Source organism: Nonomuraea roseoviolacea subsp. carminata (assembly GCF_024172185.1).
Taxonomy (GTDB): domain Bacteria; phylum Actinomycetota; class Actinomycetes; order Streptosporangiales; family Streptosporangiaceae; genus Nonomuraea; species Nonomuraea roseoviolacea.
On the sequence record NZ_JAMZEC010000001.1, the window covers coordinates 6,671,184 to 6,690,012 of the forward strand.

Below are 18,829 nucleotides of genomic sequence, written 5' to 3' on the forward strand. Positions count from 1 at the left end.
TAGAGTTATCCGGGGTTGAGTGGACGAATAAGGGCTGGTTATCGCAGGATGTCCCCTATGTCGGAAGTTGTCCCGTTGCCGTCGTTCGGCGAAGTGTTCTTCGATGCCCGGGGGCAGGAGCGGTGTCTCCGGGTCACCTGGCACGAGGGCACCCTCGTTCTCAGCCTCTGGCGGGGAGAGATGTGCACCGCCAGCTTCCGCATGCCGATGGACGACGTCGGACGCCTCCTCGACACCCTCGACGACGGCTTCGCGGAGGCCGCCGGCGAGCAGCCCGCCGCGCCCGCCCAGCAGGACCCGGGCACCGAGGTGATCCCCGGCACCGGCCAGTACCAGCGGCCCCAGAACCTCACGCCGCCGCCGGTCCCGCAGCAGCCCGAGGAACGCCCCACGGCCACCCTGTCGCCCACCGACGTGCTGGTCGCGCGCGGCACCCCGCCGCGCCAGGACAAGCTGGTGGCCTCCTACAGCGAGCCGCCCGCCCAGCGCGACCCCTACGCCGACTCCTCCGCCGGCCAGTACGGCGACTCCTCCCCGTACGCCGACACCTCGGCGGGCCAGTACGGCGACCCCTACGCGGACACCTCGGCCGGCCGGCGCGACGCCTACGCCGACTCCTCGGCCGGTCACTACGCCGACTCCGGTCAGTACGCCGACTCCCCGGCGGGCCAGTACGCCGACCCGTACGCCGACACCTCCGCCGGCCAGTACGGCGAGCGGCCGCCCTTCAGCGGCCCCCAGTACGCCGACCCGTCGGCCGGCCGCTCCCCCTCCGGCCGGCAGTACGCCGACCCGCAGCGCCAGGAGCCGTTCACCGGCCCCCAGTACGTGGACGACACCCCGAGCGGCCCGCAGTACACCCTCGACCCCGACCCCTTCTCCGGCCCGCACCCGGTCGCCGGTGAGCCGCGCTACCAGCTTCCCCGCGAGCGCCAGGCGCCGCCCCACTCCACCGACCCGCTCGGCTTCCCCTCGCAGGCGTCCGACCCGTTCGGCGGGCGGGGACTGGACGGGCGGGGGCAGGACCGGCACGGCCGGGACCGCCACGCCCCCGACGACCTCGGCTACCAGCAGCAGGCGCGCGCCGCCGAGCCCGCGGCCGACCTCGGGGCCGCCGGTCTCGGCACGCCGATGCACGGCATCCCCGGCGCCGGGCGCCGCCGCTCCATGCCGCAGCGGGCCGCCGCCCGCCGCTCCGACCCGGAGCCGTACCCGCAGCAGGAGCCGTACCAGAGCGGCGACTCCTACCGGGTCCGCGACGGGCACGCCTCCTTCGACCAGCCCTCCCCGGCCCGCGACTACTCCGGCCAGGACTACCCGGCCTACCCGCCGCCCGCCAACCCGGTGGACCCGCTGCTCGCGCTCGGCACGCCGGAGCCGGGCCAGGCGTACCGGCACGACGACCCGCTCTCGCGCCCGTACGTCGGTGACCCCATGTTCTCCACGGGCGAGCGGCTGCGCCCGGACCAGCAGTACGACGACCGGGACGACCGCCGCGCCTGGTGACCCGGCGCCCTCGCGCGGGAGGCACGTGACCCCGTCGCGGCCGGGCACGGCATGATGGAGGCGGCGCGTTCCCCGGCGGGGAGGCCGTCCCGGCGGTGGGGGCGGTCATGCCCCCGCACTGAGCGGGGGCCGCGTCCCACCCGTCGCCGAGGAGGGCCCGAAGTGTCCCATCGTCCCGTGACCTCCCCTGGGCGCGCCCGGTGAACGCGACCACGGGACTCCAGCTGCTCCTCGTCGCCGGCGGCGCCGTGGCCGTGGCGGCGGTGGCCCGCCGCAGGGGCTGGCCCGCGCCGCTGCTGCTCGTGGCGGCCGGGCTGATCGTCTCGCCGGTGGTCCCGGCCATCCCGCTCGACCCCGAGCTGGTGCTGTTCGTGTTCCTGCCGCCGCTGCTCTACTCGGCCGCGCTCGACAGCTCCTACCTGCGGCTGCGCGACGTGTGGCGGCCGGTGGCGCTGCTGTCGGTGGGCCTGGTGCTGGTGACCACGGCCGCCGTCGGCATGGCCGTCCACCTGCTGCTGCCCGAGCTGCCGCTGGCGGCGGCGTTCGCGCTGGGCGCGATCGTCGCGCCGCCCGACGCGGTGGCGGCGATCGCCGTGGGCCGGCGGCTGGGCCTGCAGCGCCGGACGCTGACGATCCTCGTCGGCGAGAGCCTGTTCAACGACGCGACGGCCCTGACCGCCTACCGGGTCGCCATCGGGGCGGCCACGGGCGCCACGGTGGACCTCGCGATGGCGGCCGGCGAGTTCGTGTACGCGGCGGCGGCCGGCGTGGGCATCGGCCTGGCGCTGGCGCTGGCGTTCGCCTGGGTGTTCCGGCACACCCGCGACTCGCTGGTCGAGAACACGCTCATGCTGCTCATCCCGTTCGCCGCCTACCTCGCGGCCGAGTCGGTCCACGCCTCGGGCGTGATCTCCGTGGTCATCGTCGGCCTCTACCTGGGCAACCAGATGCACCTGCGCGGGTTCGGCACGCGGCTGGTGTCGGCGTCGGTGTGGAAGGTGACCGACTTCTTCCTGGAGACGATCGTGTTCGCGCTGATCGGCCTCCAGCTCGTGACGGTCGTGCGGGGCGTCGGCGGTTACGGCGCGGCGGAGCTGGCGCTGTACGCGGGTGTGGTGTTCCTGGTGACGGTGCTGGTGCGCTTCGCCTGGATGTTCCCCGCGGCGTACGTGCCGAGGCTGCTGCGGCGCGGCGACGACAGACCCGCGCCCGCGCAGGTGGTGATCGTGAGCTGGGCCGGCATGCGGGGCGTGGTGTCGCTGGCCGCCGCGTTCGCCATCCCGGACGACGTGCCGGGCCGGCCGATGCTGCTGTTCCTGACGTTCACCACCGTGATCGGCACGCTGCTGGTGCAGGGGCTGTCGTTCCCCGCGCTGATCCGGCGGCTGCGCGTGTCGAGCGAGGAGGAGCGCTACCAGGACCTGCTGGCCGAGGCCAGTGCCCAGCAGGCGGCGCTCACCGCCGGCCTGGAGGCGCTCGACCGGGCCATGGAGGCCGAGGGCGGCGAGCCGGACGAGATCCAGAAGCAGGTCATCGACCAGCTCAAGGAGAAGTCGTGGCGGCGCTCGCTCACCGCCTGGGAGCGCCTGGGCGGCGGCACGGCGCAGGGCGGCGCGGAGACGCCGAGCTCGCTCTACCGCCGCCTGCGCCGCGACATGCTGCGCGCCGAGCGCGAGGTGTTCGTCCGGCTGCGCGACGAGCGCAGCCTCGACGACGAGGTGATGCGCGAGGTGATGGCCCAGCTCGACTTCGAGGAGGCCATCCTGGACCGCTAGGGGCCGCCGCCCGTGGGCGGCGCGGCTACCCCATGGCGTTGTCGACGTAGCACCACTTCCACTGCTCGCCCGGCTCGTACGACTGGACGACGGGGTGGGCGACCTGGTGGAAGTGCTTGGTCGCGTGCTTGCCCGGCGAGGAGTCGCAGCAGCCGATGTGCCCGCACTCGAGGCAGCGGCGCAGGTGCACCCACCGGCCGCCCGCCGCCAGGCACTCCTCGCACCCCTCCGGGGTACGGGGCGCGGGGTCCGCCGCCTGCGAAAGATGTTCACACATTGCCATAGGCGAAATCCTAGAACTTCACCCGCATATCGGTGCCTCCGCACCCCTCGCTGGCGGCGGGGCCTCCGTGGCTGGAGGTGCGCGACCTGGAGGTCGCCGAGTTCCGAACCCCGGCGCCCGCGCGGAAGCCGTGGCGGCGGAGCGTTGGGTAGGGTCACCGATATGCGCCCCTTCACGACCCGGATCTCCGCGCTCGCCGCCGTCGCCGCCCTCGCCGTCACCGCCGCGGGCTGCGCCGAGGTCAACAACACCATCGACAAGACCCAGGCATGTCTGGAGGCGCCCAAGATCGTCGCCGACCTGGGCAGTGAGATCGCCAGGCTCAAGGACGACCCCCAGGCGATGGACAAGGCACTCGACGACGCCGGCAAGAAGCTGAACGAGGTGGCCGACAAGGCCGCCAACACCACGCTCAAGGAGGCCACCGACGACCTCGCGAGCACGCTGCGGGGCATCGACGTCAAGGACGTCAACGACGCGGTGGACGCGGTCCAGAAGGTCGGCACCGACACGGCCGCCTACCTGAAGAAGGTCGCGGAAGCCTGCGGCTGACCCGGAGCCCGCGATCGAGTCGGGGCTGTAGCTGAGCCGCGCCAACCCCGGCTTCTCTAGGGGAAATAGGGACGAACTAGCTTCACAGGTATGGAGCCGGATCCCCGTTTCACGCTCGCCAACGAGCGCACGTTCCTGACGTGGCTCAGCACCGCCCTGGCCCTCAGCGCGGGCGGGGTGGCCATGGCCGCGGTGCCGGAGGGCGTCTTCGCGCCGTGGGCGCGCACCCTGCTCGCCGTCGTCCTGGTCACGCTGTCAGCGCTGGCCGCCGGCATGGCCTACCCGCGCTGGCGCAACATCCAGCGCGCGCTGCGCCGGCAGGAGCCGCTCCCGCCGCCCGCCCTCGCTGTCGTGTTCGGGGTCGGGGTGACCGCGGTCGCGGTGATCGCGCTGATCTGCATCGTGGTCGCGGCCTGACATGTCCGGGCCGGCGCACGACGACATCTGGGACCCCGGGCTGCAGAGCGAGCGCACCCGGCTGGCCTGGGTGCGCACGGCCGTGGTGCTGTCCACGGGCGGGATCGCCGCCGCCGGGCTGACGCTGCGCCATGGCCTGCCGGCGGCGACCGCGGCCGGGTTCGCGCTGGCCGCGCTGTGCGGGGGCGTGCTGCTGCTGCGCACCGGCCTACGCTTCCGGCGGGTGCAGGAGGCGCTGCACGGCGGCCGGCCCACCGACAACCGGGTGGACGCCCTGCTGGCCTGGATCGGCACGCTGTGCGCCGTGGCCGGCGCGTTCGCGTTCGTGCTCACCGCGTGATCATGCCTGGTGAGGGCATTGATGGTGGCTTGCCGGAAACGCCCCGCCGGGATGACACTCGGTCTAGGGGGTGAACCCATGGAAGAGGTACGCAGAGTAGTACCGTTCGAGTGCCGCCGCTGCTGGCACGTGTGGGAAGAGGAGTACCTCGTCAGGTACGGCGAGGACCGTCACGGCAACGACAGGATCGTCTGGCTCCAGGACGGGGTGGCCGTCCCGCCGCCCACCGAGGGCATGATCTGCCCCCGCTGCCACTGCCAGCAGGCCACCACGTTCCCCGACGGCTACCTGAGGCGCCATCCGGAGCTGATCCCGTCTCAGGAGCCCGCCAAGCCGGACGACAAGCCGCTGCTCAGCCCCGTCCCCAAACGGCTTCGGTTCCTCTGACCCACCAGGTCCCGGGGGCGCCGCCTCCGGGACCTCCGAGCACATGACTCCGGCTCATGTAACGTGACATCCGGTGAGCGTTCTCTAGCCTCAGGTGTCACAAACCCCTTCTTGCGGCGTTCGGCGGGCGTGCCGGAGACTCGAAGCGGCGCCCGCGCTCCTGACGGAACCCGTGGCGGCGGCGCGCCCGCCGCCAGGCGAGGGCGGCACCGCGGCGCGCGGGCGCCCTCTCACCTGGAGGTGGGGGTCCGGCTCAGCTCAGGCTCTCCAGCCCAGCCCAGGTTCGGCTCAGCTCAGGCTCTCCAGCCAGGCCCGGTGGAGCCCGGCGAAGCGGCCGGAGGCGGCGATGAGCCGGTCCGGCGCGCCGTCCTCGACGATCTCGCCCCGGTCCATCACCAGCACCCGGTCGGCGATCTCGACCGTCGAGAGCCGGTGCGCGATGATCAGCGCCGTCCGGTCGGCCAGGATGGTCCGCAGCGCCCGCTGCACCAGCCGCTCGCTCGGCACGTCCAGGCTGGAGGTCGCCTCGTCCAGGATCAGCACCGCCGGGTCGGCGAGGAAGGCCCGGGCGAAGGCGACGAGCTGCCGCTGGCCCGCCGACATCCGGCCGCCCCGCTTGCCCACCTCGGTGTCGTAGCCGTCGGGCAGCGCCGCGATGAAGTCGTGGGCGCCGATGGCCCGCGCCGCCTCGCGTACCTGCCGGTCGGTGGCCTCCGGCCGGCCGAACCTGATGTTGTCGGCGACCGTGCCGCTGAACAGGAAGTTCTCCTGCGTCACCATGACGACGGCCGAGCGCAGCGTGGCCTCGTCCAGCCGGCGCAGGTCCACGCCGTCGAGCAGCACCCGCCCGCCCGTCGGGTCGTAGAAGCGCGAGATCAGCTTGGCCAGCGTCGTCTTGCCCGCGCCGGTCGCGCCGACCAGCGCCACACTCTGGCCCGCCGGGATGGTCAGGTCGAGCCCCGGCAGGATCGGCATCTCCTCGACGTAGGCGAACCTGACCCGCTCGAAGCGCACCTCGCCGCGCGGCTCGGCCAGCGGCTCGGGCTCGCGCGGCTCCGGGACCGACGGCTCCTCCTCCAGCACGCCCGACAGCTTCTCCAGCGCCGCGCCCGCCGACTGGAGCGTGTTGTAGAACTGGCTGATCTCCTGCATCGGCTCGTAGAACTGCCGCAGGTACAGCAGGAACGCCGCCAGCACGCCGACCGTGACCTCGCCGTGCAGCGCCAGCCACCCGCCGTAGAGCAGCACGCCGCCCACGGTGAGGTTGCCGATCAGCTTGATGCCCGGCGTGAACAGCGCGACGAGCTGCATGCTGCGGGCGTTCGCGCCGCGGTAGTCGTCGTTGAGCCGGGTGAAGATCTCCTGGTTGCGCGGCTCGCGGCGGAAGGCCTGCACCGCCCGGATGCCGGTCATCGACTCCACGAAGTGGACGATCACCAGCGCGACGGTCTCGCGCGTGCGCCGGTACACGATCGCCGACTGGCGGCGGAACCAGCGGGTGACCAGCAGCAGAACGGGCAGCGGCAGCAGCGCCACCAGGCCGAGGTGCACGTCCAGCACCAGCAGCAGCACCGCCGTGCCGAACAGCGTGAGGACCGCGGTGACCAGGCTGTCGAAGCCCGACTGCAGCAGCTCGGCGATGGCCTCGATGTCGGAGGTCAGCCGGGAGATCACACGGCCGGAGGTGTACTTCTCGTGGAAGCTCAGCGACAGCCGCTGGAAGTGGTCGAACACCCGCCGGCGCAGCTCCAGCAGGATGCCCTGCCCGATCTTTCCCGAGAGCTGCAGGAACGCCTGCCGGGTGAGCGCCTGCGTGACCGCCGCGGCCAGGATCACGCCGATGACGGTGAGCAGCGTGGCCGGCCCGCTGCCCTTGAGCATCGGCGGGATGCCGGCGTCGATGCCGACCTTCACCAGGTACGGGATGGCCAGGCCGGCCGCGTTGGAGACGACGATGATGCCGGTGAGCAGCGCGATCGCCCTGCGGTGGGGCGAGAGCAGGTCGCCCAGCAGCCGCCGCGAGCGGGCCCGCAGCAGCACCGACACCTTCTCCGACAGCTCGTCCTGCTCCTCGGAGGCGACCCCGCGCCAGTCGGCGACGGCGGTCCCCGTGGTCCCTTCTGTGGTCCCCGTGGTCTCAGAGGCCGCCGTGTCGTCGGCCGTTCCGGTGGACGTGGTGGCGTCGGCGCTCAACGCAGGGCTCCTTCCGAGGGGTCGAGGTCGGCGTCCTGGGCGAGCAGCTCGCGGTAGGCGGGCACCTCGGCCAGCAGCTCGTGGTGGCGTCCGACGTGGGTGATCGTGCCGCCCGACAGCAGCGCGACCTTGTCGGCGAGCAGCACCGTCGAGGCGCGGTGCGCGACCACGATGCCGGTGGCGTCGCGCAGCACGTGGCGCAGCGCCTGCTCGACCAGCGCCTCCGTCTCGACGTCCAGCGCCGAGAGCGTGTCGTCGAGCACGAGGATCCGCGGCCGGTTCAGCACCGCCCGGGCCAGCGCGAGGCGCTGCCGCTGCCCGCCGGACAGCGACATGCCCTGCTCGCCGATCCGGGTGTCGAGGCCCCACGGCAGGTCGTGGACGAACATCGCCTGCGCGGTGCGGATGGCGTCCTCCAGCTCCTCCTCGGTGGCGTCGTGGCGGCCGAGCGTGAGGTTCTCGCGCACGCTCATCGAGAACAGCGTCGGCTCCTCGAAGGCCGTGGCCACCACCTGGCGCAGCGCGGGCAGCGTCAGGTCGCGCACGTCGTGGCCGTCGATGGTCACGCGCCCCGCGGTCGGGTCCACGAGCCGGGGCACCATCGCGGTCAGCGTCGTCTTGCCGGAGCCGGTGGCGCCGACGATCGCGATGGTCTCGCCGGGCCGCACGTCCAGCCAGACGTCGCGCAGCACCGGCTGCTCGGCGCCCGGGAAGCGGAACTCGACGCCCTCGAAGCGCAGGTGGCCGCGCGGGTTCTCGATCACCGCGGTGCCGCCCTGGATGGCCGGGACCGTGTCCATGACCTCCATGACCCGGTCGGCGGAGGTCATCGACTCCTGCGCCATCGCCAGGATGTAGCCGAGGCTGGCGATGGGCCACACGAGCTGGAGCATCATCGTGGTGAAGGCGACCAGCGTGCCCAGCGTCAGCGCGCCCGAGCCCACGGCCAGCGCCCCCAGCAGCAGCACCAGCGCCAGCGTGAAGTTCGGGATCACCTCCAGGAAGGTGAAGAACCGGGCCGACAGCCGCACCTTGTCCATCGACGTGCGGTACACCTTGAGCGCGGCGTCGTCGTAGCGGTCGTAGACGTGGTGGCGGCGGCCGAACGCCTTGATGGTGCGGATGCCGATGGCCGACTCCTCGACGAGCGTGGCGAGGTCGCCCTGCTCGTCCTGCACCTGCCGGGAGATCTTGATGTAGCGCTTCTCGAAGCGCATCGACACCAGCACGATCGGAACGGCGGAGGCGGCCACGAGGAGCCCCAGCGGCCAGTACATGTTCAGCAGCAGCACCGTGACGGTGGTGAGCTGAAGGACGTTCATGACCAGGAAGAGCATGCCGAAGCCGAGGAAGCGGCGGATGGTCGACAGGTCGGTGGTCGCGCGGGACAGGAGCTGCCCCGACTGCCATTCGCCGTGGAAGGCCATCGGCAGGCGCTGCAGGTGCGCGTACAGGTCGTCGCGGATGCGGGTCTCCAGGCCGAGCACGGGACCGACCTGGGTCCAGCGGCGCAGGAAGATCAGCACCGCCTCGGCGGTCCCGACGCCGAGCGCCAGCAGGCCGAGCGGCAGCAGGGCGCCGGAGTCGCCGCTGCGCACGGGGCCGTCGACGACGTCCTTGCCGATGAGCGGCATCACGATGCTGGCGGCGATGGACAGGACCGCGACGAGCCAGATGAGCACCAGCTTGCCCACGTACGGGCGGAGGTAGGACTTCATCCGCCACAGGGCGTGGGACGAGAGCGCGGGGAGTGAGAAGGGCAGGGGACGGCGAGGTGAACGTGTATCGGGAGGCATCCCCACCAGGCTAATACGTGGGATCAACCCATTTTCGGTCCGCCACGCTGACGGTCAGCCGCGCCGTCATGGCCGTCGTGCTCGGCGTTTCCCGCCCTTCTCCGCCCGGCCGAATCGGCCCCGATATATCGCCCGGGTTAGCTTTTTCGAGCAGTTGATAGGGGATGAAGTGGCCGTTCTCCCCGGTCAGGAAGCGTCGTGGCTGTAGAGCGCGTTCATGGCCTGCACCAGCGGCGCGACGTACGTGCCCGAACCTCCCGGGGTCTTCGACCCGCCCCACTGCGCCTGCCACTGCCCGGTCGCGGTCGTGCGCATCGTCGTGTGGTTCAGCGTCCCGCCGGTGCTGCTCTTGTTGTAGATCGTCCAGTGGTGCGCGGTGTAGGCGTTCGTGGCCGACGACCTCGACACCGTGTCGTCGTACGAGGAGGCGAGGAAGGTGTAGTCCGTCCCCATCTGCGACGGCGGCTGGGCGCCCAGCCACTTCAGGAAGCCGCTGCCGTCGCGCATGTCGCTGCACTGCTCGTGGGTGATGGCGCACACGTCCACCACGGCCGTGTTGATGCCCTTGTGCGGGGTGGCGAGGGTGACGACGTCCTCGATGTACAGGTACGGGGGCCAGCCGCTCGGCCAGGCCGTCGCGCCGACGTCCTGCGTCTCCATCGACACGGCGGTCAGGTCGGGCGCCTCGGTGGCCGCGCCGTACCGGTTGACCCCCTCGATGGCGGCCTTGGCGATGAGGCCGCCCATGGAGTGCGCCATGATGTCCACCGGGACGCCCTGGCTGGAGTAGGAGGAGTAGACGGTCCACGCGAGCTGGCGGCCGACCTCCTGGATGCGGGTGTCGGTCGTGCCGTTGAACTTGATGTCGCAGTTCGTGCTCTTGTTGTAGTAGCCGAACGTGTAGACGTCGGTCCACCCGTTGGCGAGGAGCAGGTCCCTGGCGTTCTGCCAGGAGCTCGCGCAGTTGGTGTCGGCCTCGCGGTCGAAGCCGTGCACCAGCAGCGTCACGCGGTGCCCGTCGCCGCGCGAGGGCTCCGCCGAGGCGGGCGTCGCGCCGCCGGCCAGCACCGCCGCGGCGACGGCCGAGGACATGACCGCGGCCAGGCCGCGCCTGAGGAGTCTGTGCATCCGCGCACTCCGTTCCATGGGATCGCAAGCACGGTAGAGCGCGGACGATCATGCGCGAATCGGCCGTCGTACCCGCTAGTAGCGGACGGTCCGGCGCCGCGACTAAGTCGGCGGGAGCCCGCGAGTAGGTCGATCGGGCTCGGCGAGCAGGTCCAGCCCGGCGAGCTGGCCGCGGGAGGAGACGCCGAGCTTGGGGAACGCCTTGTAGAGGTGGTGTCCGACGGTGCGGGGGCTGAGGAGGAGGCGGACGCCGATCTGCCGGTTCGACAGGCCGGCGGCGGCCAGGAGGACCACCTGCCGCTCCTGAGGGGTCAGCCGCCCGAACGCCGCCGTCCTCGCTCTCGCCCCCGCCGCTCGGGTGCCGCCCGGCTGCGCGCTGTCCGGCTTCCTGGGGTTCTCCGGCTTGGTGGTTCTCTCCGGCTTCGGCTTCGCGTTCTGCGGCGGCCCGGGGTGCTCGCGCGGGGTGGCGGTCTCGCCCGCGGCCTGGAGCTCGCCGTGCGCGCGGCGCGCCCACGGGGCCGCGCCCAGCGCCTCGAACGTCGCGAAGGCCGCGCGCAGGTGCCGCCGCGCCTCCGTCCTGCGGTGCGCGCGCCGCAGCCACTCCCCGTACAGCAGCGCCGTACGAGCCTCCTGGTACGGCTGCCCGGCCGGGACGGCGACGGCCCTGGCGTAGTGCCGGCCCGCCTCGTCGCCCTGAGCCAGCAGCCCCTCCAGCCGCGCGGCGACCGCGTGGGCCCAGGGACGCCCGGAGGCCGCGGCCCAGCGCGCGTACCTCGCGGCCGGCTCCACGGCCAGCTCGCGCAGGCCGGCCCGTACGGCGGCCTCCACGAGGTCGGGGGCGGCGTGCGGGGCGACGAGGGGGTGATGGCCGGCGCCGGACCAGACGGCGGCGAGCCGTTCGACCGCGAGGAGCGGGCGCCCCAGCCCCAGCTCGCACAGCCCCAGGGCCCACGCGGCGACGGCCCGCGCGACGCCGCCGGTCAGGTCGGTGGACGGGGCGGCCAGGAGGGGGCTGACGCCGCCGCCCGTCGCGGTCACGAGAGGGCCGACGCCGCCGCCGGTCGCGGCCAGGTGGTGGCAGCGCTCCTCGTCACCGCTCACGGCGGCCAGCCAGGCGAGGAGGGCGCGAAGGTGCGCGGCCCCGTGCCGGTGCCCGGTCGCGTCCGCGTGGCCGATCGCGGAGGCGGCGCGCAGTCCCGCCGTGGCCGCCGCCTCCGCCTCCGCGTGACGCCCGCGCAGCAGCTCGGCCTCCGCGAGGAGCGTCAGGGCGTCCGGGAGCATGCCGAGCAGCCCGAGACCGCGGCACCGCTCGGCCAGCAGGGCGGACAGCTCCCACCCGGCGGCCTCGTCCCCGGCGGCGAGCCCCATCCACGCGGCGGTGGCGAGCACGTCCGGGTGTTCCGTGCCGGAGACCCGTACCGTCTGGACGGCGTCCCGCACCGGGGAAAGGTCCGTGACGTCCTGCCCCGCCGCCATCCGCCCCGCCACCGCCGCGCCTCGCGCGAACGCCTCCAGCGCCACAGTCCCCGCCCGCGGAGTTCCCGCGTTTCCCGCGCCGCCGCCGCACTGAGGGGAGCGGGGAGCATCGTCCACCCGGCCTCCGGCGCGCGCTGACGGATCACCAAGGACGGGCGGATCCCCAAGGACGGCCGGTTCAGCGAGCGGGGAGGGATCATCGAGCGGGGAGGGATCATCGAGCGGGGAGGGATCATCGAGCGCAACGGGATTCCTGAGCGCAGCGGGATCAGTGAGCGCGCACAAGTCAATGAGGGCGGAGGGATCAGGGAGCGTCGCCGGATGATTCCGCGACGGCGGGTGAGTGAGCGCGGGCGGATTAATGAGGGGATGCGGATGGATGAGCGTGGACAGCAGGGCGGCGGCGGTGGCGGCCGACGTGGGATCGCCCGCCGAGGACGCCGCCCGCACGGCCCGCGCCGTCATCACCGTCGCCAGCCGGTTGCCGTCGGCGAACACCTCCTGCCCGGAGCTCGCGTCCGAGAGGCGAGGGAGGCCGCCTGCGCCGAGGGCGGCGTCGCCTGTGCGGGTGAGGACGTGGACCCCGCGACCGGCGTCCGTGCCGTCATACGGGTGGCGCGAATGCTCGGCCCCGGCCAGGAGGAGGCGGGCCGCCCTCTCGGGGAAACCGTGGACGATCTCCACACCCGCGCGCACCGCGGCGAGACGGGCGCGGACGATCGGCGACGACGGATACGCCTCGGCGCGGTCCGCCAGCCCGGCGGCCCGCCTTGTGAGCCCCGCCTGAAGCGCCAGCTCCGCGGCGGCCACCAGCCTCTCGCCCGCCCGCCGGGGATCCGGGCTCAGCTCGCCCGCCCGCTCGTACGCGACCGACGCCTCGACGACCCGGCGCTCGTACGCGGTGGACGCCCCGACCATCCCGCTCTCGTGAGCGGCCGGTATCCCGACCATCCCGCTCTCGTGAGCGGCCGGTATCCCGACCATCCCGCTCTCGTGAGCGGCCGGTATCCCGACCATCCCGCCCTCCTGAGCGCCCGGCATCCCCACCACCTCACCCTCATGAGCGCCCGGCCCCACGACCACCTGCTGGTAGGCGTCGGCGGGCGGCGTCGCCATGACCCCGCCCGGTAGCCCCGCCCCCTCACCCCGTACGGGCGGAAAGGCGTGGGCGGCGGCTCGGTGGAGGGCGGCGGCCAGGGACTCGTCGGGGGAGGTGGCGACGGCGGCGAGATGCCATGCGCCGCCCCCCGAGCGCTTCACCCCGTCCTCCGGTGACGGTGACAGCGCCTCGGCCAGCGCCCGGTGCGCCGCCACCCGCCGGAAGTACGGCGCCGACCGGTAGACCGCGGCCCGGAACAGCGGATGCCGGAAGGTCAGCCCGGTGGGCGAGAGGTGGACCAGCTCCTCGCGTTCGGCCGGCGCGAGGTCGGCAGCCGTGACGCCGAGCCGCCCGGCGGCGCGCAGCACCAGGTCGAGGTCGCCCCTGTCGTCGGCCGCCGCCACCAGCAGGGCGGTCCGAGTTGCCTCGGGGAGGCGGTGCAGGGGAGTCTCGAACGCGCTCCGCGCCCGGCCCGACAGGGGGCCGCACGAGCAGGCCAGCGGCAGCGGCCCGAGCCGGCCCGCCCGCTGCTCGGGAGTCAGGGCGGCCACCAGCTCGACCAGCGCCAGCGGATTGCCCGCGGCCTCCTCGGCGACCCTCCGGCGCACCTGGGGCGCGAGGCCGGGCGCGCGGGCGGTGAGGAGCTCGCGGGCGGCCGCCTCGTCCAGCCCGGCCAGCGGCATCCGGGGGACTCCGGCCGCCTCGCCGAACCCGGTCCCGCGCGGCCCGGCGCCACCCGGTACGCCGTCACCCGCGGCGAAGATCATGGCGACCGGCTCACCGCCGAGCCTTCTGGCCGCGAACAGCAGCGCGTCCGCCGACGCCGCGTCCAGGCGGTGCGCGTCGTCCACCACGCACACCACCGGCCGCTCGGCCGCCAGGTCGGCCAGCAGGCCCAGCACGGCCGGCCCCGCGAGCCGGGCCCGCGACCGGTCGGGCGCCCGCTCCACCGCCTCGCGCAACGCCTCCGCCTGGGCGGCGGGCAGCCGGCCGGCGCGGTCCAGGAACGGGCGGAGCAACGGGTACAGCGCCGCGAACGGCAGCTCGCTCTCCGCCTCGATGCCGAGCGCGCGCAGGACCAGGAACCCGGCGCGCTCCGGAGGCGCGACGTGGTCCAGGAGAGCGGTCTTCCCGATACCGGGCTCGCCCGTGACCACGACGGCTCCACCGCGCCCCGCCCGGGCGGAGGCCAGCAGCGCGTCGATCCGGGCCTGCTCGCCGGCGCGTCCGTACAGCATCCACCCTCCTGACGATCAAGTCAGGAGTCAGTATGGGACCTTGTCCACCCCCGGGTAAGGGGCCTTTCGCGGTGCGCTGTCAGAGGACGAGCCGCTGCTCGCTCTGGGTGCGCCATTCGACGAGCATTACCGTGGCGTCGTCCTGCAGGCGGTCCTGCTGGTGTTCGAGAAGCGTCTGGATGAGCCGGCGCAGCGTCTCGGGCGGCGGCACCCCGTCGGCCTCGCGGCGGATGACGAAGTCCACGAACCGCTCCAGGCCGAACACCTCACCGTCCGGGCTGCGCGCCTCGATCACCCCGTCGGTGTAGAAGAGCAGCCGATCGCCGGGTTCGAGCTGGTAGCGGGCCGGCGGGCGGACGGCGCCCAGCTTGAAGCCCATGGGCGGGTCCGGCTCGGTTCTGAGCGTCGCCACCAGGCGGCCGTGGCGCAGCACCAGCGGCGGGTGGTGGCCGCGGTTGACCCACCGCAGGACGCCGGTGCGCAGGTCGAGAGCGGCCAGCACCCCGGTGGCGAACTGGGTGCCGCCGAACTGCTCGAAGACGGCCGCGTCCACGGCCTCGCCGATGCCGGGCAGATCCACGTCCTCGCGGCGGGTGTTGCGGCAGGCGCCCACCGCGATCGTGGCGGTGAGTCCCGCGGCCGTGTCGTGTCCCATGGCGTCGAACACCGCCAGGTGCAGCAGGTCGCCGCCCACCGCGTAGTCGAAGGCGTCGCCGCCGGCCAGGTAGGCGGGCTCCAGGGCGGCGGTGACCACGACCCGCCCGGTCGCGAACGTCCGCACCGGCAGCAGCCTCCACAGCATCTCCGCCGACAGCTGCATGGGCTGGGCGCGCACGAGCCGGGCGTACGTGTCGCTGGTGCTGCGCTTGTTGGCCAGGATGAGCGCGGTCAGCGCGGCGAGCTGCGAGGCCCGCCACCGCACGCGCTCGTCGTCGCGGGGCACGGTGACGGCGAGCACGCCGAGCCGTTCGGTGCCGTCCAGGAGCGGCAGGTACATCCGGCGCGGCTCCTGGGCGGAGGGCGGCTGCCCCGCCTCGGGCTCGTCGGTGGCGGGGCCGCTGGTGGGCCTGGTCTGGACGATGTCCAGCATGCGGAACGCGCGTCCGGCCACGGTGGAGTCGACGCGGATCCGCTCGAACGGCGTGCCGTCCTCGTGCCGCTGGCCGGGCAGCGGCACGAGGTACTGCTGCTGCAGGTCGGCCACATAGAGCAGCACGTCGGAGAAGCCCACGTGCTCGGCGTGCCGGCTGACCAGCCAGGGCAGCTCTTCGAGCGTGGCGAGGTGATGGGCGGCGACCAGGCCGCCCAGCATGCGCTCACCGTTGTCCCGCACGCGCTCACTCCTCGTAGTCTTCGAAGTCCTTTCTACCTGGGTCCTGCGGGTTTGGCACTGATGTACGGGCCGGTCCCGGGCGGTGTCCCCGGGCGGCGGGGCCGGTGCGGAGACACGCCGGTGGGGGCGCCAAAGAAACGGCAAAGGTTGACCGGCCCGCTCTGGCGCCCCATGTGTGCCGCCGGATGATGGAATCCGGGGGTGAATTCGGATGAGAACGATGAAGGAGAGTCACGAACTTCGCTGGGGCGGCATCGCGGGCATCGCGGCCGTCGTGGTGGCGCTCATCGCCAGGCTCGTCATGGGGAGCGCCCCGAATGTCGCCGAGTCGGCGTCGAGCATCGCGGGGTTCCTGATCGAGTATCGAACCCAGGTCATGGCGGCGTCGGTGCTGTACGCGATAGCCACGATGCTGTTCCTGTGGTTCGGCGTGGCGCTGGCCACGGCGTTCCGGCGCGCGGACGACGCGAGTGACACGCCCACGCTGGTGCTGGCGGGTTACGTGCTCGTCTCCACGGTCATGTTCATCGGCGTGGCGATCTTCGCCGGGCTGACGTACGCCATCACCACGCACCGCGGCGCCCTGATGGCCCTGGCCGCCGGCCCGTACACCGCGCTGACCGTGATGAACATGATCAGCGGCATCGCGGTGGCGGCGACGTTCGCCGTGACGGCCGCCGCGATCATGCACACGCGGGTCCTGCCCATGTGGATGGCCTGGTTCGCGATCGTCGTCGCGGCGCTCAAGCTGCTGACGGCGCTGGGCACGGGCAGCACGGCGCGGGCGCTCGCGCCGGACGCGCCGCTGATGGTGGTGGTGCCGGCCGTGTTCATGGGGGTGTGGGTGCTGGTGGCCAGCTACATGCTGATCCGGGAGCACCTGCCCATGCCCGCCGCGGGCACGCGGCCCGTCATGGGGCACTAGACGGGACGCGCGGCACCGGGCGCGGCCTAGGTCGATTTCGCGCCGCCGCCCGGCCCGGCCTCGCGCCGCCGCCCGGCCCGGCCTCGCGCCGGCGCCGCGCCCGGCCCCGCACCGGCCGGACCCCGGGCGGCCCCGCGCCAGCCGGACCCTGGGCGGCGGCGCGCCGAAGGTCCCTGACATCGCGGACGAAGGTCATCACGGCGCTCGCCGGGCCGGTTTTCGGGACATCCGCCTATTACCGTGAGCCGAGGGAAGACATCCCGTCGTCGTGGAGATGGAGAGCGATATGTCGGATCTCGGGAGCTTCGGACGCAGGGTCGCCGAGCGGCGCGCATCGCTGGGCCTGACCCGTGAGCAACTGGCGGGCCAGGCCGGCGTCGACGCCGGGTACGTCCGGTACCTGGAGGAACAGTCGGAGCCGTCCGCGCGGGAGGTGGCCGACCGGCTGGCCGGCGCGCTGGGCACGACGGTGGCCGAGTTGCTGGACGAGGGGCCGGTCGGCGCGGGCGAGGCGGCGCCGGGCGCGGAACTGGCCGACCTGGACGAGAAGGAGTGCCTGCGCCTGATCGCGCCGGGCGGCGTCGGCCGCATCGCCTTCGAGGGCCGGTACGGCCTGACGGTCCTGCCGGTGAACTACCGGCTGTCCGACGGCGGCGCGATCGTGTTCCGGACGACGCCCGGCGGCGCGACGGACGCCGACCTGCGCACCGGCATGCGGGGCGTCGAGTACAAGGTGGCCTTCGAGGTCGACCGCGTCCACGAGCTGACCGGCGGCGGCTGGAGCGTGCTCGTGCAGGGCTCGCTGCACCACGTCACGGACGAGGAGGAGGCCGCCGCGGCGGCGACGGGCGTCGAGCCCTGGGCCGGCGGCGACCGCCGGCAGTACCTCCAGATCAGGCCGTCGCGCGTGACGGGCCGCCGCATCCTCACCGACTGAGGAGACCTGCGGGGGAGGGCGGCTGACGGGAAGTCTTGACCCGAACCTGGTCACCGGGGGCGAGCCGTTCGGGTACGGAACGAGGGACCAAAGACCCTAACCGGGGTGGATGCGGCTGAAGGAGGCTGGCGGGACCCGCCGGATTGGGCCACGTTTCTCCGGAAGGTGCCGATGACCGCCGTTCCACCAGTCGCGCCCCGTGCCACGACGGCCGGACGCACCTCCCGGCCCGGTCCACGAGGAGCTGCTGGGGCTGAGCGCCACCGCTCTGACCTTCGCCGGCAGCTACCCGGCGCTGCTGGCCGGCGGCCTGGTGCTGGGCATGACCGGGGCGACGTTCGCGCCCGGCATGCCGCTCGCAACGGCCGGGTTCCTGGCCATGGCAGCGGCGCTCGGGCTCGGCAACGGCGCGGTGTTCGCGAACCTCGGCCGGGCCGTGCTCGCCGCGTCCGTGGGCAGCGCCACGGGCGTCGTCGGCGCCTCCGGCGGGCTGGGCGGTTTCCTGCCGCCCATCGTCAACAGGGCCGCCACCGACCGTCCGCTGAACGACGCGCTGCCCGGGCCCGGCCGGGTCTCCGGGGACCTGCGGACTCCGCACCAGAAAAGGGGCCGGGCGGCGAGCCGGAGGAGCTCGCGACCGGCCACGGCCTCGACCACGCGGCTCGAACCGGGACGGCAAGGGCCTGCCCGACGGGCTGTTCCCCAAGCGCAAGGAGGACTCGTGAGCGATCGCGCCATCCACATGACCGCGTCGGTGCTGCTCGGCCACCCGGACGAGCGGCTGGTCGAGGCGCTGCCCCTGCTCACCATGACGGTGGACCGGCTGCCGCCCGGCGAGGCGGCCGCCCGCCTGCGCGCCTTCCTCACGCACCTGGCCACGACCCCGCTGCCGCGCCTGGCCGAGCACTACGTGGCGACGTTCGGCCCCGAGCGCCGCTGCTGCCCGTGCCTGACGTCCTACGCCTACGGCGACACGCGGCAGCGCGGCATGGCGCTGCTGCGCTTCGAGCACGCCTTCCGCGAGGCCGGGTTCGAGCCGGCCGGCGGCGAGCCGCCCGACCATCTGGCCGTGATCTGCGAGCTGTCCGCGCGCGGCGGCGTCGCCCAGGCGGGACGGCTGCTGCGCGAGCACCGCGCCGCCGTGGAGACGCTCCACCGGGCGCTGCGCGAGGAGCGCTCGCCGTACGCCGACGTCGTCGCCGCGGTGGTGGCCACGCTGCCGCCGCCGAGCGCGCGCGAGCGCGCCGCCGCCCTCCGGCAGGCGCAGGAAGGGCCGCCCGAGGAGCAGGCCGGTCTGGAGCCCTACGCGGCGGGCGAGCCGCGGTGAGGCGCGGCCGATGCGGATCGGCGGCCCGTCGCGGCCGGGCCGGCTGATCTCGCATGTGACCAACGGCCAGCACACTCGCATGTGACCAACGGCCCCCACAACCGGGACTTCGTCCCC

At 73.7% G+C, this 18,829-nt stretch carries 15 protein-coding genes; 9 read left to right on the top strand and 6 right to left on the bottom strand.

Going from position 1 to position 18,829, the window contains the following annotated elements; genetic code table 11:
* Positions 1–57 precede the first annotated feature (57 nt).
* Positions 58–1,506 carry a chromosomal replication initiator protein DnaA gene (locus tag HD595_RS30830; RefSeq protein WP_253775108.1) on the top strand — a complete coding sequence of 483 codons (1,449 nt, stop codon included), beginning with the start codon at positions 58–60 and terminating at the stop codon, positions 1,504–1,506.
* A 200-nt stretch (positions 1,507–1,706) separates the two neighbouring features.
* Entirely contained in the window at positions 1,707–3,281 is a 1,575-nt protein-coding gene (locus HD595_RS30835; RefSeq protein WP_253775110.1) for a Na+/H+ antiporter, read from the top strand.
* 25 nt (positions 3,282–3,306) lie between these two features.
* On the opposite strand, the gene HD595_RS30840 is transcribed toward HD595_RS30835, so the two are convergent.
* Complete coding sequence (locus tag HD595_RS30840) at positions 3,307–3,564, bottom strand: ubiquitin carboxyl-terminal hydrolase 14 (RefSeq protein WP_253775112.1); 258 nt, start codon at positions 3,562–3,564, stop codon at positions 3,307–3,309.
* Between the two features lie 162 nt (positions 3,565–3,726).
* On the opposite strand from HD595_RS30840, the gene HD595_RS30845 reads away from it, so the two are divergent.
* From HD595_RS30845 to HD595_RS30860, 4 genes are all read left to right on the top strand, one after another.
* Positions 3,727–4,116, top strand: coding sequence for a hypothetical protein (locus tag HD595_RS30845; RefSeq protein ID WP_253775114.1), 390 nt, complete (start codon positions 3,727–3,729; stop codon positions 4,114–4,116).
* A 90-nt stretch (positions 4,117–4,206) separates the two neighbouring features.
* Complete coding sequence (locus HD595_RS30850; RefSeq protein WP_175588498.1) at positions 4,207–4,533, top strand: YidH family protein; 327 nt, start codon at positions 4,207–4,209, stop codon at positions 4,531–4,533.
* 1 nt (position 4,534) lies between these two features.
* Positions 4,535–4,873 (top strand): DUF202 domain-containing protein, encoded by a 339-nt coding sequence (locus HD595_RS30855; RefSeq protein ID WP_253775116.1) that lies wholly within the window; start codon positions 4,535–4,537, stop codon positions 4,871–4,873.
* 78 nt (positions 4,874–4,951) lie between these two features.
* Entirely contained in the window at positions 4,952–5,260 is a 309-nt protein-coding gene (locus HD595_RS30860; RefSeq protein ID WP_253775118.1) for a hypothetical protein, read from the top strand.
* A 288-nt stretch (positions 5,261–5,548) separates the two neighbouring features.
* Here HD595_RS30860 and HD595_RS30865 read toward each other — a convergent pair whose 3' ends face one another.
* From HD595_RS30865 to HD595_RS30890, 5 genes are all read right to left on the bottom strand, one after another.
* A complete protein-coding gene (locus HD595_RS30865; protein ID WP_253775120.1) occupies positions 5,549–7,453 on the bottom strand; it encodes an ABC transporter ATP-binding protein in 1,905 nt (634 codons plus the stop codon).
* Positions 7,450–9,171, bottom strand: coding sequence for an ABC transporter ATP-binding protein (locus HD595_RS30870; protein ID WP_253775121.1), 1,722 nt, complete (start codon positions 9,169–9,171; stop codon positions 7,450–7,452). Before HD595_RS30870 ends, HD595_RS30865 begins: the two co-directional genes overlap by 4 nt.
* A gap of 264 nt (positions 9,172–9,435) precedes the next feature.
* Positions 9,436–10,377 (bottom strand): esterase/lipase family protein, encoded by a 942-nt coding sequence (locus HD595_RS30875; RefSeq protein WP_253775123.1) that lies wholly within the window; start codon positions 10,375–10,377, stop codon positions 9,436–9,438.
* A 102-nt stretch (positions 10,378–10,479) separates the two neighbouring features.
* Positions 10,480–14,190, bottom strand: a complete 3,711-nt coding sequence (locus HD595_RS46205) for a helix-turn-helix transcriptional regulator (protein ID WP_301309648.1) — start codon at positions 14,188–14,190, stop codon at positions 10,480–10,482.
* 79 nt (positions 14,191–14,269) lie between these two features.
* Entirely contained in the window at positions 14,270–15,523 is a 1,254-nt protein-coding gene (locus tag HD595_RS30890) for a PP2C family protein-serine/threonine phosphatase (protein ID WP_253775127.1), read from the bottom strand.
* A 220-nt stretch (positions 15,524–15,743) separates the two neighbouring features.
* Between HD595_RS30890 and HD595_RS30895 the strand changes: the two genes are divergently transcribed.
* The 3 genes from HD595_RS30895 to narJ all read left to right on the top strand — a co-directional run bounded on the left by HD595_RS30895 (position 15,744) and on the right by narJ (position 18,712).
* A complete protein-coding gene (locus HD595_RS30895) occupies positions 15,744–16,448 on the top strand; it encodes a hypothetical protein (RefSeq protein ID WP_253775129.1) in 705 nt (234 codons plus the stop codon).
* 286 nt (positions 16,449–16,734) lie between these two features.
* Positions 16,735–17,385, top strand: coding sequence for a helix-turn-helix domain-containing protein (locus tag HD595_RS30900; RefSeq protein ID WP_253775131.1), 651 nt, complete (start codon positions 16,735–16,737; stop codon positions 17,383–17,385).
* A gap of 199 nt (positions 17,386–17,584) precedes the next feature.
* Positions 17,585–18,712, top strand: a complete 1,128-nt coding sequence (narJ, locus tag HD595_RS46930) for a nitrate reductase molybdenum cofactor assembly chaperone (RefSeq protein ID WP_253775133.1) — start codon at positions 17,585–17,587, stop codon at positions 18,710–18,712.
* The last annotated feature ends 117 nt before the right edge of the window (positions 18,713–18,829 follow it).